Annotated in this window: 13 protein-coding genes; 9 read left to right on the plus strand and 4 right to left on the minus strand. The window is 62.2% G+C overall.

The features are described from left to right. The 3 genes from ABN482_RS01705 to ABN482_RS01715 form a co-directional block, all read left to right on the plus strand. The coding region (locus tag ABN482_RS01705) for a hypothetical protein (RefSeq protein ID WP_349502367.1) at positions 1-596 on the plus strand (596 nt) is incomplete at its 5' end. Between the two features lie 24 nt (positions 597-620). After that, positions 621-983 (plus strand): hypothetical protein, encoded by a 363-nt coding sequence (locus ABN482_RS01710; RefSeq protein ID WP_349502368.1) that lies wholly within the window; start codon positions 621-623, stop codon positions 981-983. Positions 984-1,142: 159 nt separating this feature from the next. Continuing rightward, complete coding sequence (locus ABN482_RS01715; RefSeq protein ID WP_143857841.1) at positions 1,143-1,367, plus strand: YgdI/YgdR family lipoprotein; 225 nt, start codon at positions 1,143-1,145, stop codon at positions 1,365-1,367. Positions 1,368-1,536: 169 nt separating this feature from the next. On the opposite strand, the gene moaA is transcribed toward ABN482_RS01715, so the two are convergent. Continuing rightward, positions 1,537-2,670 (minus strand): GTP 3',8-cyclase MoaA, encoded by a 1,134-nt coding sequence (gene moaA, locus ABN482_RS01720; protein WP_349502369.1) that lies wholly within the window; start codon positions 2,668-2,670, stop codon positions 1,537-1,539. Further along, positions 2,667-3,746 carry a substrate-binding domain-containing protein gene (locus tag ABN482_RS01725; protein WP_349502370.1) on the minus strand — a complete coding sequence of 360 codons (1,080 nt, stop codon included), beginning with the start codon at positions 3,744-3,746 and terminating at the stop codon, positions 2,667-2,669. The genes moaA and ABN482_RS01725 overlap by 4 nt, the downstream gene beginning before the upstream one ends. Before the next feature lie 186 nt (positions 3,747-3,932). Here ABN482_RS01725 and ABN482_RS01730 point away from each other — a divergent pair, with 186 nt between their 5' ends. The 6 genes from ABN482_RS01730 to ABN482_RS01755 all read left to right on the plus strand — a co-directional run bounded on the left by ABN482_RS01730 (position 3,933) and on the right by ABN482_RS01755 (position 12,002). After that, the gene (locus ABN482_RS01730) at positions 3,933-4,499 is read left to right on the plus strand and encodes a formate dehydrogenase subunit gamma (protein ID WP_502877216.1); all 567 of its coding nucleotides are present in this window, start codon (positions 3,933-3,935) and stop codon (positions 4,497-4,499) included. Beyond that, on the plus strand, positions 4,496-6,133 hold the full coding sequence (locus tag ABN482_RS01735; RefSeq protein WP_502877217.1) for a formate dehydrogenase beta subunit: 1,638 nt from the start codon (positions 4,496-4,498) through the stop codon (positions 6,131-6,133). Before ABN482_RS01730 ends, ABN482_RS01735 begins: the two co-directional genes overlap by 4 nt. A 15-nt stretch (positions 6,134-6,148) precedes the next feature. Beyond that, positions 6,149-9,025, plus strand: a complete 2,877-nt coding sequence (fdhF, locus tag ABN482_RS01740; protein ID WP_349502371.1) for a formate dehydrogenase subunit alpha — start codon at positions 6,149-6,151, stop codon at positions 9,023-9,025. A 10-nt stretch (positions 9,026-9,035) separates the two neighbouring features. Then, on the plus strand, positions 9,036-9,884 hold the full coding sequence (gene fdhD, locus ABN482_RS01745) for a formate dehydrogenase accessory sulfurtransferase FdhD (RefSeq protein ID WP_349502372.1): 849 nt from the start codon (positions 9,036-9,038) through the stop codon (positions 9,882-9,884). Positions 9,885-9,905: 21 nt separating this feature from the next. Beyond that, positions 9,906-10,166 carry a formate dehydrogenase subunit delta gene (locus tag ABN482_RS01750; RefSeq protein ID WP_349502373.1) on the plus strand — a complete coding sequence of 87 codons (261 nt, stop codon included), beginning with the start codon at positions 9,906-9,908 and terminating at the stop codon, positions 10,164-10,166. A 168-nt stretch (positions 10,167-10,334) separates the two neighbouring features. Continuing rightward, a complete protein-coding gene (locus ABN482_RS01755) occupies positions 10,335-12,002 on the plus strand; it encodes an OFA family MFS transporter (RefSeq protein WP_349502374.1) in 1,668 nt (555 codons plus the stop codon). Positions 12,003-12,048: 46 nt separating this feature from the next. On the opposite strand, the gene ABN482_RS01760 is transcribed toward ABN482_RS01755, so the two are convergent. Together ABN482_RS01760 and ABN482_RS01765 are read right to left on the minus strand one after the other, a co-directional pair. After that, positions 12,049-13,422 carry a putative bifunctional diguanylate cyclase/phosphodiesterase gene (locus ABN482_RS01760; RefSeq protein ID WP_349502375.1) on the minus strand — a complete coding sequence of 458 codons (1,374 nt, stop codon included), beginning with the start codon at positions 13,420-13,422 and terminating at the stop codon, positions 12,049-12,051. Positions 13,423-13,512: 90 nt separating this feature from the next. Next, positions 13,513-13,959, minus strand: a 447-nt coding sequence (locus ABN482_RS01765; protein ID WP_349502376.1) for a universal stress protein, incomplete at its 5' end; no start/stop codon positions are given.

Genomic DNA, 13,959 nt, shown 5'->3' on the forward strand with positions numbered 1-13,959 from the left:
ATCTACTGCAACGGATGCAGGCAGCCAACATGCTGCCCGCCGGGATGGTACTCCCTGCGCAACCGACCGGCGAACTGCTGGCCGACGTCTTGCGTCCACACGGCATCGACCTGCAACCCGGTGACTACATGCCACACGGTGCGGACCACGCCAGTCCTATCTACCATCTGGGCTCGGCCACCGAGGCCCATCTGGCTGCGGCAGAAGCAGTCAGTGCGCCACGCGATTACAGGCCTGACCGTCTTACCCCTACGCTGGAATTGCTTGAATACCAGCGCCAGCCCTTTATTCCTGTCGGTGAAAATCTGGCCGAACCCCGCTTGCCAGGCCACGACGCTCCCATCCAGGATTATGGGTCTTACGAGAGCCACATAGAACTGATCGGGGCTGCATGGGAAGATCCCGGCATGTTGTGGCACAGCCCTGAAAGCCAGCAGGAATACAGAATTCTCGATCTCGACTGGCAATACTCATTCGGCCTGGGCTATCGCCTGATACGACTGGGATCGGTTTCCCCAGACTGGCTCCCGGCACTGACCACCCTGGTCAGTGAACTGACCGACACGCCGATGCAATGGCACCACCGCCACCTGTAAACGCCCACACCCAGACTTCCTGATATGCCCAACGCCACAGACCGCTTTGGACTTGTATTGGCTTTGCTGCAACAACAGCGCCAGGCCACCATACATGCACTGAAATCGGGCAACCCATCCGGCCTAGCCGCCAAGCTGGATCTGGACGATGCCATCGCCTGCCTGCAGTTCTGCGAACAGCATGGCATCCATGCCAAGGCCCGCATTACGGTACTACCGGAGACGCGTACCCGAACACCCTCTTCCGAGTACCGGATTCTGGAAGACCATGAAAGCGAGGACCGTTCCATCTGGACGGAACTGGAACTGGCCGGAGAGGCCATCCGGCCGACACCCGGTACGCTGCTGCTGGATTGTGGACGATGGGTTGAAGATACGGGCCAATGACGTAGCAGCCTGACGGCAAAAAATCGCGCCTCAAATTTGTAACACGACTCTTCCTGAGTGCTCCTCCCAAACGATTCCGCATCTCCCGTTACATCCCTTCATCCCCTGTCCGCTCCCGCTTGCTAAGGTAGACATGTCTCAACCGAACGAGGAGCAACCATGAAACTCACGTACGCTGGACGCATCGGCACCGCAGCCCTGGCCCTGGTGGCATTGGCAGCCTGCTCGTCACCGTCGCAGATCACAACCCGCGATGGACAGACCGTGACCACGGCGGACCGGCCCGAAGTCGATGATGACAAGGATTTCATTACCTACGAACGCGATGGTCGTGAGGTACAGGTCAACAAGTCGGACGTGAAGTCCATTGAGGAAATCAAGTAAACCTGTTGCAGGCACAGCAGCATACAGACAGCAGAGCAGAGTTCGCCGGCACCGACAGCATCAGTCGGAGCCGGTTTTTTTTCAACAGGCTTGCCCCACAAAACAAAAAGCCCCTCTCGGGGCTGCGACAGCGCGTCCAGGACAAGCGGAGGACACTGTTGACGACACCTCAGCCGCCGATATAGCTCATCTCAATCCGCTTGCGCTCGGCCATGCCTTCCTGGCCGCGCCGCTCGGAATAATTGTCCAGGCGCCCGCCCCATACCCCTGCCAGCATGTCTGCCAATTCGGCATCGCTGACGCCGGCGCGCAATGGCTCGCGGATGTCAAAGCCCTGGTCCGCGAACAGGCACAGGTACAGTTTGCCCTCGGGCGACAGGCGCATGCGCGTACAGGAACCGCAAAAGGCATGGCTCACGCTGGTGATCACGCCGATTTCACCTGCACCATCGATATAGCGCCAACGCTCGGCCACCTCGCCATAGTGGTTGGCGGCCACAGGCTCCAGCGGATGTTCGGCGCGGATCATGTCCACCAGTTCCTGGCCGGGAACCACTTCATCCATGATCCAACCGTTGGTGGCCCCCACATCCATGAACTCGATGAAACGCAGGATATGGCCACTGCCCCGGAAATAACGGGCCATGGGCAGGATCTGGTCATCGTTGCGCCCTCGCCGCACCACCATATTGATCTTGATCGGGTCCAGTCCGGCGCGAGCCGCTGCCTCGATGCCATCCAGCACCTTGCGCACCGGCGTACCGGCATCGCTCATCTGCGCGAAGCGGGCATCATCGAGCGCATCCAGGCTGACGCTGATGCGCTGCAGGCCTGCGTCCTTGAGCAGTTGGGCCTTGTTGACCAGCATGCTGCCGTTGGTGGTCAGCGTCAGGTCCACGGGACGGCCATCAGGCGTGCGCAGAGGGGCCAGCAAGGCGATCAGGTTTTCCACATGACGGCGCATCAGGGGCTCGCCACCCGTGATGCGGATTTTTTCGACGCCATGCGCCACAAACAGTGCGGCCAGGCGTGCCATCTCCTCGAATGACAGCATGTCCGAATGCGCCATGAAGGGATAGTCCACACCGAAGACATCGCGCGGCATGCAATAGGTACAGCGAAAGTTGCAGCGGTCGGTCACGGAAATGCGCAGGTCGCGCAACGGCCGGCCGCGCAGATCACGCCAGACGGCGGCAGCACCGGCCCCCGGCACCACCTCGACCCCCGGCAACCAACCGGCCGGGCCGGACGACGGCCGGCTCGGCACACGCATATCCTTGACGGGGATCACTACCCTGCTCATCCAAAAGCCTCCTGCAATGTCTGGATCATACCGGTTTCGGTTGCATCGTAGCCCACCTGCTGACGTACTTCGTCCCGATAATTGTCACTGCGCATGATCTGCAACAAACTCTGGACCGCCGGTGTCTCCAACGTGTCGCAATGCACCGCGAAAAAGTAGCGTTCCTGCACCATCGGGATGAAATCCAGTCCGAACCGACGCGCAGCGGTTTCTACGCCGATGCCAGTATCGGCCATGCCGCTGGCGATGTGCGCGGCAATCGCCATGTGGGTGAATTCGCTGGTTTCATAGCCCTGCACCTGGGCAATCGAGATGCCCAGCCGCTCCAGCATCAACCCGACCAGATAGCGGGTACTGGAACCGATCTGGCGATTGACGAAACGCACATCGCTACGCGCCAGATCCGCCATGCCCTGCACGGCCTTGGGATTGCCGGCCTCGACGAACAGGCCCGTACTGCGCACCGCCAGGTGGATCAGGCGATAGGCACCGGCATCGAGCCAGGGGGAATAACGGCGCAGGATGGGGGCCTGGAAATCTCCCAGCGGCACCTGGAAGCCCGCCAGATCGCATTCATGCCGCTCCAGCGAGGCCAGCGCCTCGATGGCGGTGCGATAGCGCAACTCAAGCCCAGGGGTACGACCTTGCATATGACGCAACAGTGCCTCGACGGCAAAACCATGGCTGGCATGCAGGCGCACATGCTCGGCATTCTGCGACAGCAACCGCTCCAGTTCTTCCTGCAATTCGGACGCCATGCTTTCCAGCATGGGCATCAGGCGGGCCTCGATACGGCGATTGGCCCACACCAGGCGTTGCGCAAAAGGCGACAGTTGGGTGCCCTGGCGGCGCCGGGTAATCATCAATGGCACACCGAAATGTGCCTCGAATTTTCTCAGGATGCCCCAGGCATGACGGTAGGAAAGCCCGCACTCGCGGCACGCTCCTGCAATATTGCCGGTAGCATCGATGGCAGCCAGCAACGCCAGCACTTCGCGCAGCGAAACATCATGGGTCGTCTCGTCGCTGATGAGCCAATCAGGACGCACACCGATCTGGAATGGCTTATATGTCATTATTTTCTTATTGAATGCAGCAAAAAGCGTTGGTAGAGTAGGCAAATTATCGCTTCATACGCGATATATATGCAATACAAAACATAAATATAGAGACAAGACAAACCGTCAGGCAACACGCCCGACCAGCAGATGGACCGCATGCCTGCCACCTTTATCAGGATGGACAGGCACAAGGAGATGCGCATGAGCCACGAAGCAAAGATCGATCTCGCCTCCACCGGGGGCGCACGCGGGGGCAAGCTGGCCCTCGACATTGCCGCCCAATCCTGTAGCCCGGCGGCGGCCGCAGCAGCACGCATTATCCAGACGCATCAGGATCGCCCCGGTGCCCTGCTGCCGATGCTGCACGCCATCCAGGATGAACTGGGGCACATTCCGGAAGACAGCATTGCCCTGATTGCCGCCGCCCTGCAGCGCTCACGCGCCGAGGTCTACGGCGTCATCACCTTCTATCCGCACTTCCGGCTGCAGCCCGTGCAGGGTCGCCACCTGGAAATCTGCCGCGCCGAAGCCTGCCAGGCGCGTGGTGCCCAGGCCTTGATCGACCATGCGCAACGCACACTCGGCTGCGGGCTGGGGCAGGCGTCAGCCGATGGCAGCGTCACCGCCGATCCCGTGTATTGCCTCGGTCTGTGTGCCCAGGGACCCGCCGTGATGCTCGACGGACAGCCGCATGCCCACGTCACACCCGCGCGACTGGATGCCCTGCTGGCTGCAGATGCCACACTCGCCTCGGAGGAAATCCGATGAAACCAACTCGTTCCACTCCGGATTTTTCCTCCTGCAACCACCCAGACACATCGGCACAGCACGATATTGGCAACGCCATCCGTATCTATGTGCCACGCGATGCCGCTGCCGTGGCCGCCGGTGCCGACGCTGTGGCACATCGCATCGACGCCGAGGCCCGGCATCGCAACCAGCCTGTGCGCATCATTCGCAACGGCTCGCGCGGCCTGCTCTGGCTGGAGCCCATGGTCGAGATCGACACAGCCGCCGGGCGTATTGCCTATGGCCCGGTTGTGCCTGAGGATGTACCCGGCCTGTTCGAGGCTGGCTGGCTGGAAGGCGGTGCCCATGCCCTGTGCCACGGCCCGACCGACGACATTCCCTATCTGCGTCGCCAGGAGCGCCTGACCTTTGCCCGTGTCGGCATCATTGATCCACTCGATCTCGACGACTACGCCGCCCACGGCGGCTGGCTGGGACTGCGCAATGCGCTCGAAATGCGCGCCGAGGATATCGTTGAGTGCGTGACTGCTTCCGGCCTGCGTGGCCGTGGCGGTGCGGCCTTTCCGACCGGGATCAAGTGGAAGACAGTGCTGACCAGTCCGGCCGACCGGAAATACATCGTCTGCAACGCCGACGAAGGCGACTCCGGCACCTTCTCCGATCGCATGTTGATGGAGGGTGACCCCTGTGCCCTGATCGAAGGCATGGCGATTGCAGCCCTGGCCGTAGGTGCCACCCAGGGCTATATCTACGTACGCTCCGAGTATCCGCATGCGATTGCCATCCTGAAACACGCCATTGCCCGCGCCCAGGCCGCTGGCTGGCTCGGTGCCGACATCCAGGGCAGTAACCGGCATTTCGACCTGGAAGTGCGCAGTGGTGCCGGTGCCTATATCTGTGGCGAGGAAACCTCACTGCTCGAAAGCCTGGAAGGCAAGCGCGGCGTCATCCGTCCCAAGCCGCCCCTGCCCGCCATCCAGGGGCTGTTCGGCAAACCCACGGTCGTCAACAACGTCATTTCGCTGGCGACCGTACCCGCCATCCTGGCACGCGGCGCAGCCTGGTATCGCGACTTCGGCGTGGGCCGTTCGCACGGGACGCTGCCGTTCCAGTTGGCTGGCAATATCCGCTGCGGTGGGCTGGTGGAAAAAGCCTTCGGCCTGACCCTGCGCGAACTGCTGGAAGACTTCGGCGGGGGCAGTGCCTCAGGGCGTCCGCTGCGTGCCGTCCAGGTTGGCGGCCCGCTGGGTGCCTACCTGCCCGAATCGCAATGGGATGTTCCTCTGGACTACGAGGCCTACCAGAAGATTTCAGCCATGATCGGCCACGGCGGCATCGTGGCCTTTGACGATACCGTGGACATGGCCCGCATGGCGCACTACGCGATGGAATTCTGTGCCGTCGAATCCTGTGGCAAGTGCACACCCTGCCGCATCGGTTCGACACGTGGCATGGAGGTCATCGAGAAAATTGCCGCAGGCGGCCCGCAGCGCGAGGCACAGGTCCACCTGCTGCGCGATCTCTGCGACACCATGATCGGCGGCTCGCTGTGCGCACTGGGGGGCATGACACCCTTCCCCGTGATGTCCGCACTCGAGCACTTCCCCGAGGACTTCGGCCTCGAACCCTCCCGCGCCGCCTGTGCGGCCTGAGTCCAGGAGACTGCCATGCTGGAAACTGTCCTGAAACGCGAACGCGACTACGGCACACCCGCCCGCGCCGCCACCGCCATGGTCACCCTGACCATCGATGGCTATGAAGTCACCGTCCCCGAAGGGACCTCGGTCATGCGGGCCGCTGCCGAACACGGCATCAACATTCCCAAGCTGTGCGCCACAGACAGCCTGGAAGCATTCGGCTCATGCCGCCTGTGCCTGGTGCAGATCGAAGGGCGACGCGGCTATCCGGCGTCCTGTACCACCCCGGTCGAGGCCGGCATGGTCGTGCACACGGAAACCCCGAAACTGCATGACATGCGGCGCAACGTGATGGAGCTGTATATCTCCGATCACCCGCTCGACTGCCTGACCTGCCCGGCCAACGGTGACTGCGAGCTGCAGGACATGGCCGGCGTCGTCGGCCTGCGCGAAGTCCGCTACGGCTACAAGGGCGCGAACCACCTCGACGACACCAAGGATACGACCAATCCCTACTTCACCTACGACCCGGCCAAATGCATCGTCTGCAACCGCTGCGTGCGCGCCTGCGAGGAAACCCAGGGCACCTTTGCACTGACCATCGGGGCCAAAGGCTTCGCCTCGCGGGTCACGGCCGGCCAGGGTGAGGATTTCATCGACAGCGAATGCGTATCCTGCGGTGCCTGCGTGCAGGCCTGCCCGACCGCGACCCTGCAGGAAAAATCGGTCATCGAGCTGGGCCAGGCCGAACACGCCATCGTCACCACCTGCGCCTACTGCGGCGTGGGCTGCGGCTTCAAGGCCGAGATGAAGGGCCAGACGGTCGTGCGCATGACGCCGTGGAAAGACGGCCAGGCCAACCGTGGCCACGCCTGCGTCAAGGGGCGTTTCGCCTGGGGCTACACCACGCACAAGGACCGCGTGCTGACGCCCATGATCCGCCAGCGGATCACCGATCCGTGGCAGGAAGTCTCATGGGGCGAGGCACTGCAATACGCCGCCTCCGAATTCCGCCGCATCCAGCAGAAATATGGCCGTGATGCCGTGGGCGGCATTACCTCGTCGCGCTGCACCAACGAGGAAACCTGGCTGGTGCAAAAACTGATCCGCGCCGCCTTCAATACCAACAATGTCGATACCTGCGCCCGGGTCTGCCATTCCCCCACCGGCTACGGCCTCAAGCAGACACTGGGCGAATCGGCCGGTACGCAGACCTTTGATTCGGTAATGTTCTCCGATGTGGTCATCGTCATGGGGGCCAACCCCAGCAGTGGCCACCCGGTCTTTGCCTCGCGCCTGAAGCGCCGTCTGCGCCAGGGTGCGCGCCTGATCGTGATCGATCCGCGTCGCATCGAACTGGTCAACTCGCCGCACATCAAGGCCGATTTTCACCTGCAGGTGCGCCCAGGCACCAATACGGCCCTGCTGACGGCACTGGCCCACGTCATCGTGACCGAGCAACTGGTCGCCGAGCCGTTCGTGGCAGAACGCTGCGACTCCGCCAGCTTCGAGCAATGGCGCGAATTCGTGGCCCGTCCCGAGAACTCGCCCGAGCACACTGCCGAGACCACCGGCGTGCCAGCCGAACTGGTGCGCGGCGCTGCCCGCCTCTACGCCACAGGCGGCAATGGCGCGGTGTACTACGGTCTGGGCGTAACCGAGCACAGCCAGGGCTCGACTACCGTGATGGCCATCGCCAACCTGGCCATGGCAACCGGCAACATCGGCCGGGAAGGCGTAGGCGTGAATCCGCTGCGCGGCCAGAACAACGTGCAGGGGTCGTGCGACATGGGCTCGTTCCCGCACGAACTGCCCGGCTACCGGCACATTTCCGACCCGGTCGTGCGCAGCCAGTTCGAACAGGCCTGGGGCGTCACGCTGCAGCCCGAACCAGGCCTGCGCATCCCCAACATGTTCGAGGCTGCGCTCGAAGGCAGTTTCATGGGGCTGTACTGCCAGGGCGAGGATATCGTCCAGTCCGACCCCAACACGCAGCACGTCGCAGCCGCACTGGCAGCGATGGAATGCATCGTGGTGCAGGACCTGTTCCTGAACGAAACGGCCAAGTATGCCCATGTCTTCCTGCCCGGTTCCTCATTCCTGGAGAAGGACGGTACTTTCACCAATGCCGAGCGGCGCATCTCGCGTGTGCGCAAGGTCATGGAACCGCGCAACGGCAAGGCCGACTGGGAAATCACCATGGAACTGTCGCAGGCGCTGGGCTATCCCATGCACTACGATCATCCCAGCCAGATCATGGATGAAATCGCCCGCCTGACACCAACCTTCTCGGGTGTCAGCTACGACAAGCTCGAACGCATGGGCAGCCTGCAATGGCCCTGCAACGACGACGCCCCGGAAGGGACTCCCATCATGCACATCGACCAATTCGTGATTGGCAAGGGGCGGTTCATGATTACCCAGTACGTACCCAGCGACGAACGCAGCACCCGCAAGTTCCCACTGCTGCTCACCACCGGCCGCATCCTGTCGCAATACAACGTCGGAGCCCAGACGCGACGCACACCCAATGTGGCCTGGCACAGCGAGGATGTCCTCGAGATCCATCCGCAGGATGCCGAGGATCGCGGCGTCGCCCATGGCGACTGGGTCGGGGTGCAAAGCCGCTCGGGCGAAACAGTACTGCGTGCAGTGATCACCGACCGGGTACAGCCGGGTGTGGTATACACCACCTTCCACTTTCCGGAGTCCGGTGCCAACGTCGTGACCACGGACAGTTCCGACTGGGCCACCAACTGCCCCGAATACAAGGTCACCGCCGTACAGGTCACCCGCGTCTCGCAGCCATCCGACTGGCAGCGCAACTGGAGCCGCTTCACCGACATCCAGGAAAAGCTGCTGCGCGAACGCGAAAGGGAGAGCGACACGGCCCTGACCGGCAAATAGAGACCACGCCATGACCGCACACGCCGCCGCTTCCGATACCGATCTTCTGCCGCCTTGCGCCGAACACCGTCAGGTGGTGCGTGCCGGTCTGGATGGGCTGCATGAGGACACCGACGCCCTGGCTACCGAAGTGGCCGTCGCGCTCGAATACAACGGCATCAGCCATGCCACCATGCTGGCCACGCCGGCCGACCTGGAGGATTTTGCCTACGGTTTTTCATTGTCCGAGGGCATCATCGGCCAGGCGCAGGATATCCGTGGCGTGGAAGTGGCCCCTGACCCATGCGGCCTGGGCATCGTGGTTTCCATCGAGATCGCGAGTGCCTGTGAGCATCGGCTCAAAGAACGGCGCCGGGCGCTGACCGGACGAACCGGCTGCGGCCTGTGTGGCGTGGACTCCCTGCCCGAGGTGGTGCGTCCACTGCCGCCGGTCCAGGCCGGCAGGCCGGTTACCCTGGCCGCACTGTTCAGCGCCCAGCAGGCCATGCGTGCGCAACAGTACCTGCACGACGACACCGGTGCCACCCACGCAGCTGGCTGGGCTGGGCGCGATGGCACGCTGCACCTGGTGCGCGAGGATGTCGGGCGCCACAACGCGCTCGACAAACTGATCGGTGCACTGGCACGCCGCCAAGACCTGCCCGTTCGTGATGGCATGGCGCTGGTATCGAGCCGGGCCAGTTTCGAAATGGTGCAGAAATCGGCTGCTGCCGGGATCGACGTGCTGGCGGCCATTTCCGCCCCCACAGCGCTGGCCGCCGACCTGGCCACCCGCCTCAACGTGGCATTGGCCGGCTTCATACGGGGAGATCGCTGCACGCTGTACGCCCATGCCGGGCGCTTTTCATCTAGTCGCTAGTTGCGCAGTACAGGAGGAGACATGACAGATACACAGGACAACCTGATCCGGATGGCCAATCGCATCGGCGATTTTTTCCAGGCCTGGCCAGACCGCACGGCCGGTATAGACGGCATCGCCAACCATATCGAAAAGTTCTGGGAACCCCGCATGCGGCGTCAGATCCTGGCCTTTCTCGACGCCCATCCGCAGGGCGTCAGCAACAGCGGCCTGGCGCTGCACGACATCGTGCGCGAGGCCCTGCAGGCACATCGAAGTCGGCTCGAACCAGCACCTGCCTGAAAACCACCACTTCGCTCACCGGGCTGCCAACAGAAGCCAGCCCCAAATGGATCACCCTTTTCTCAACCTGCACTTCAGTACGACACGCTGTACCTACAACCCGCTCAATAAATAAAGAAAGCAACACGGGAACCTCCGCAATCGCGGAGATTTCCAAGGGGAGACATCATGAACTACGCTGCTGTTGCCACGGCGGAATCTTCCGCCCCCGGCTTCCTGGAGAAAGCCCGCACCATCGCAGGTCCCGGCTTCAACCGCTGGCTGGTGCCGCCTGCGGCACTGGCTATCCATCTGTGCATCGGCATGGCCTATGGCTTTTCGGTGTTCTGGCTGCCGCTCTCGCAGGCAGTCGGCGGCAGTGCGCCACTGGCCTGTCCGGCCGACATGAGCCTGATGGCAGAACTGTTCACCACCCAGTGCGACTGGAAAGTCTCGACCATGGGCTGGATGTACACCCTGTTCTTCGTGCTGCTCGGCTGCTCGGCAGCGCTCTGGGGCGGCTGGCTTGAGCGCGCCGGCCCACGCAAGGCCGGCATCGTCTCGGCGCTGTGCTGGTGTGGCGGCCTGGTCATCTCGGCGGCCGGGGTATATCTGCACCAGCTCTGGATGCTGTGGCTGGGTTCTGGCGTCATCGGCGGCATCGGCCTCGGGCTGGGCTACATCTCGCCGGTCAGTACCCTGATCAAGTGGTTTCCGGATCGACGCGGCATGGCGACCGGCATGGCCATCATGGGCTTCGGCGGGGGTGCCATGATCGGCGCACCACTGGCTGATCTGCTGATGCGCCACTTTGCGACGCCGACCTCACCCGGCGTCTGGCAGACTTTCCTGACCATGGCGGCGATCTATTTTGTCTTCATGATGTCAGGTGCGCTGGGCTATCGCGTACCGCCCAGCGGCTGGAAGCCGGAAGGCTGGACACCCCCCGCCGCACAGGCCAACAATGTCATGATCACACAACGCCATGTGCATGTCAGCCGGGTCTGGGGCATTCCGCAGTTCTGGCTGGTATGGTGGGTGCTGTGCCTGAACGTGACCGCCGGCATCGGCATTATCGGCATGGCCTCGCCGCTGCTGCAGGAGATGTTCGGCGGGCGCCTGATCGGCGAATCCGGGCTGGGCTACACCGACCTGAGCCGCGAGCAGCTCGGCGCGATCGCGGCCATTGCCGCCGGCTTTACGGGCCTGCTCAGCCTGTTCAATATCGGCGGGCGTTTCTTCTGGGCCAGCCTGTCCGACCGGCTGGGCCGCAAGCGGACCTACATGGTCTTTTTCGTGCTCGGTTTCCTGCTGTACGCGATGATCCCTTGGACTGGCCACCTGGGCTACCTGGCCCTGTTCGTGGCAGCCTTCTGCGTGATCCTGTCGATGTACGGCGGCGGCTTCGCCACGGTTCCGGCCTACCTGGCCGATCTGTTCGGCACGCAGATGGTCGGTGCCATCCACGGACGCCTGCTGACTGCCTGGTCAGCCGCCGGCATCCTCGGGCCGGTACTGGTCAACTATATCCGCGAATACCAGGTATCCATCGGTGTGCCGCGCGCACAGGTCTATGACATCACCATGTACATCCTGGCCGGTATGCTGGTGCTGGGCTTCATCTGCAATCTGCTGATCCGCCCGATCAACGCCAAGTACTTCATGACCGACGAAGAACTGGCCAAGGAAAAGGCCCTGGCCAGCGAACGTGCCGCCCAGGCCGAAGTCCAGGGCAGTGGCCGCTCGACATTCCGCACGCCCTTCATCCTGGTGCTGTTTGCCTGGGCCTGCGTGGGTATCCCGTTGCTGTGGGGCATCTGGATCACACTGCAGAAAACGGTGATCCTGTTCCAGTAGCGGCACGCCCCCTGCACGCCGGAAAAGCCGATCACAACCCGCAGGGCTATCTGGCAGCAGCGCGCATCATCGACTCGAGGGCGGCCACCGGCTGTGGCCGCCCATAGAGAAAGCCCTGGAATTCCCGACAACCGAATTGCGCCAGCATGTCACGCTGCTGGCGTGTTTCGATGCCTTCAGCAATTGCCGTCATACCCATGACATCGGCAATTTCAATGATTTTTGCCAGCAAGAGCTTGGCTGACTCGCTTTCTGCCGCACTTTCGACAAACTGTTTGTCAATCTTCAGCTTTTGTACCGGCAATGATTGCAGTACGGCCAATGACGAAAACCCGGTGCCAAAATCATCCAGCGCCCAGCGAACCCCATTTGCCTGCAGCGCCTGCATTTTTTCCCTGACCTGATCGACATCCACGCAAAGCGCGGATTCCGTAAGTTCCAGCTCAAGCCGTGCCGGATTGGCACCTGTCGAGGCCAGCACCTGGCGCACGGAAGACACGAAGCCGACATCCTGAAGCTGGACGGGGCTGACGTTGACAGCCACGATCTTGGTGGCCAGCACAGGATCAGCAGCCCACTTGCTCAACAACTCACAAGCCTGCTTCAAGACCTCCAGCCCCAGCTCGCGAATCAGCAAGCTCTCTTCGGCCAGAGGAATGAATTGATCCGGAGACAGCAACCCTCGTGACGGGTGTTGCCAGCGAACCAGCGCTTCCGCCCCCGTGGGCTTGCCATCCATGCCGACCTGCGGCTGGTAGAGCACCAGCAATTGACGGTCCGTGATCGCATGCACCAGCTCTCGCGCCAGTGAAATTCTGGCATTCATGTCATTGCGATAGATGACAAGTACGCATGCCATCAACGACGACGCAATCGCAAAATTGGCGATGGCACCCAGGAAACGCACCGCCTCGGGTGGTGCAAAGTCCGACTCGGTAAAACCTGCCGCCCCGACTCCGAACATCACGAACAATCCCAGGCACAGTATCGGAAACAACGTACCCATGTAGAAATTGCCCTGCCCAAACACAAAGATCGCACCGGCAGCCAACGGCAGGAAATACACGTAGGCAGAGCGTGAAACACCATTCAACGGCACGTCAATGGCAGAAATGAGCACGATCATCAACAGGATGGCATGTGCGATTCCTACCAGGACACGATACCTGTACCTTCGGCTGCAAATGATGGCACTGATCCCGATCAGTGTCAGCACGACATAAATGGCCGCCAGGTCAGGCCGTGCAAAGTAGGTATAGCAAGAGGCCCAAAAGGTGCCAAGCAGAATGCAGGACACCCCCGTCAGCAGCAATATCCTGCGAATCTTGACAGTCTTGTCACTGTGGGGAAACTTGTGCGCCAACCATGCATTGCCTTGCCAGGGCAACGCCTCGCTGGACTGCTGGGTCGATATCGTCATGAAGAACACGAAGAAAAACGGGAAAGAAAAAGCCGGCACAACGGCCGGCTTGAACCTGGGCCGTCCGGAAAGACGGCCTGAGGCAACTGATTACTTTTCTTCCTTGACACGGTAGACCAGCACCGGCACGTCGGCCAGCGACAGTACCTTGGCGGCAACGCTGCCCAGCAGCAGGCGCGACAGGCCACTGCGACCATGGCTGCCGATGAAGATCAGGTCGGCCCCTTCTTCGGTGGCGGCCTGAACGATGCCATCGGCCACGTTGAAGTTGGACACAGCCACCGGGCGAGCCTTGACGCCAGCCGTTTCGGCACGGTCAAGCACGGACTGCAGGTACTTGGTGGCCTGTTGCTGGGCGGCCTTTTCGTAGGCTTCGTCCGTGATGGCGTAGGCAGCAGCCATGCCGTCAAAGCCGATGGTGGCGGCAAACGGCTGGCTGACATGCAGCGCCACGACCTCGGCATTGATGGAGCGGGCAAAGGTGATGCCGGCGTTGGCGGCCTGTGCGGCCAGTTCCGAACCGTCGGTGGGGATCAG

It is taken from the genome of Corticimicrobacter sp. (assembly GCF_040137905.1).
In the GTDB taxonomy this organism is placed as follows: Bacteria; Pseudomonadota; Gammaproteobacteria; order Burkholderiales; family Burkholderiaceae_B; genus Corticimicrobacter.

Bases quoted from the DNA above. Each gene is read 5' to 3' on its own strand.
- ABN482_RS01710 (WP_349502368.1), top strand. From the start codon at position 621: ATGCCCAACGCCACAGACCGCTTTGGACTTGTATTGGCTTTGCTGCAA.
- ABN482_RS01715 (WP_143857841.1), top strand. From the start codon at position 1,143: ATGAAACTCACGTACGCTGGACGCATCGGCACCGCAGCCCTGGCCCTG.
- moaA (WP_349502369.1), bottom strand. From the start codon at position 2,670: ATGAGCAGGGTAGTGATCCCCGTCAAGGATATGCGTGTGCCGAGCCGG.
- ABN482_RS01725 (WP_349502370.1), bottom strand. From the start codon at position 3,746: ATGACATATAAGCCATTCCAGATCGGTGTGCGTCCTGATTGGCTCATC.
- ABN482_RS01730 (WP_502877216.1), top strand. From the start codon at position 3,933: ATGAGCCACGAAGCAAAGATCGATCTCGCCTCCACCGGGGGCGCACGC.
- ABN482_RS01735 (WP_502877217.1), top strand. From the start codon at position 4,496: ATGAAACCAACTCGTTCCACTCCGGATTTTTCCTCCTGCAACCACCCA.
- fdhF (WP_349502371.1), top strand. From the start codon at position 6,149: ATGCTGGAAACTGTCCTGAAACGCGAACGCGACTACGGCACACCCGCC.
- fdhD (WP_349502372.1), top strand. From the start codon at position 9,036: ATGACCGCACACGCCGCCGCTTCCGATACCGATCTTCTGCCGCCTTGC.
- ABN482_RS01750 (WP_349502373.1), top strand. From the start codon at position 9,906: ATGACAGATACACAGGACAACCTGATCCGGATGGCCAATCGCATCGGC.
- ABN482_RS01755 (WP_349502374.1), top strand. From the start codon at position 10,335: ATGAACTACGCTGCTGTTGCCACGGCGGAATCTTCCGCCCCCGGCTTC.
- ABN482_RS01760 (WP_349502375.1), bottom strand. From the start codon at position 13,422: ATGACGATATCGACCCAGCAGTCCAGCGAGGCGTTGCCCTGGCAAGGC.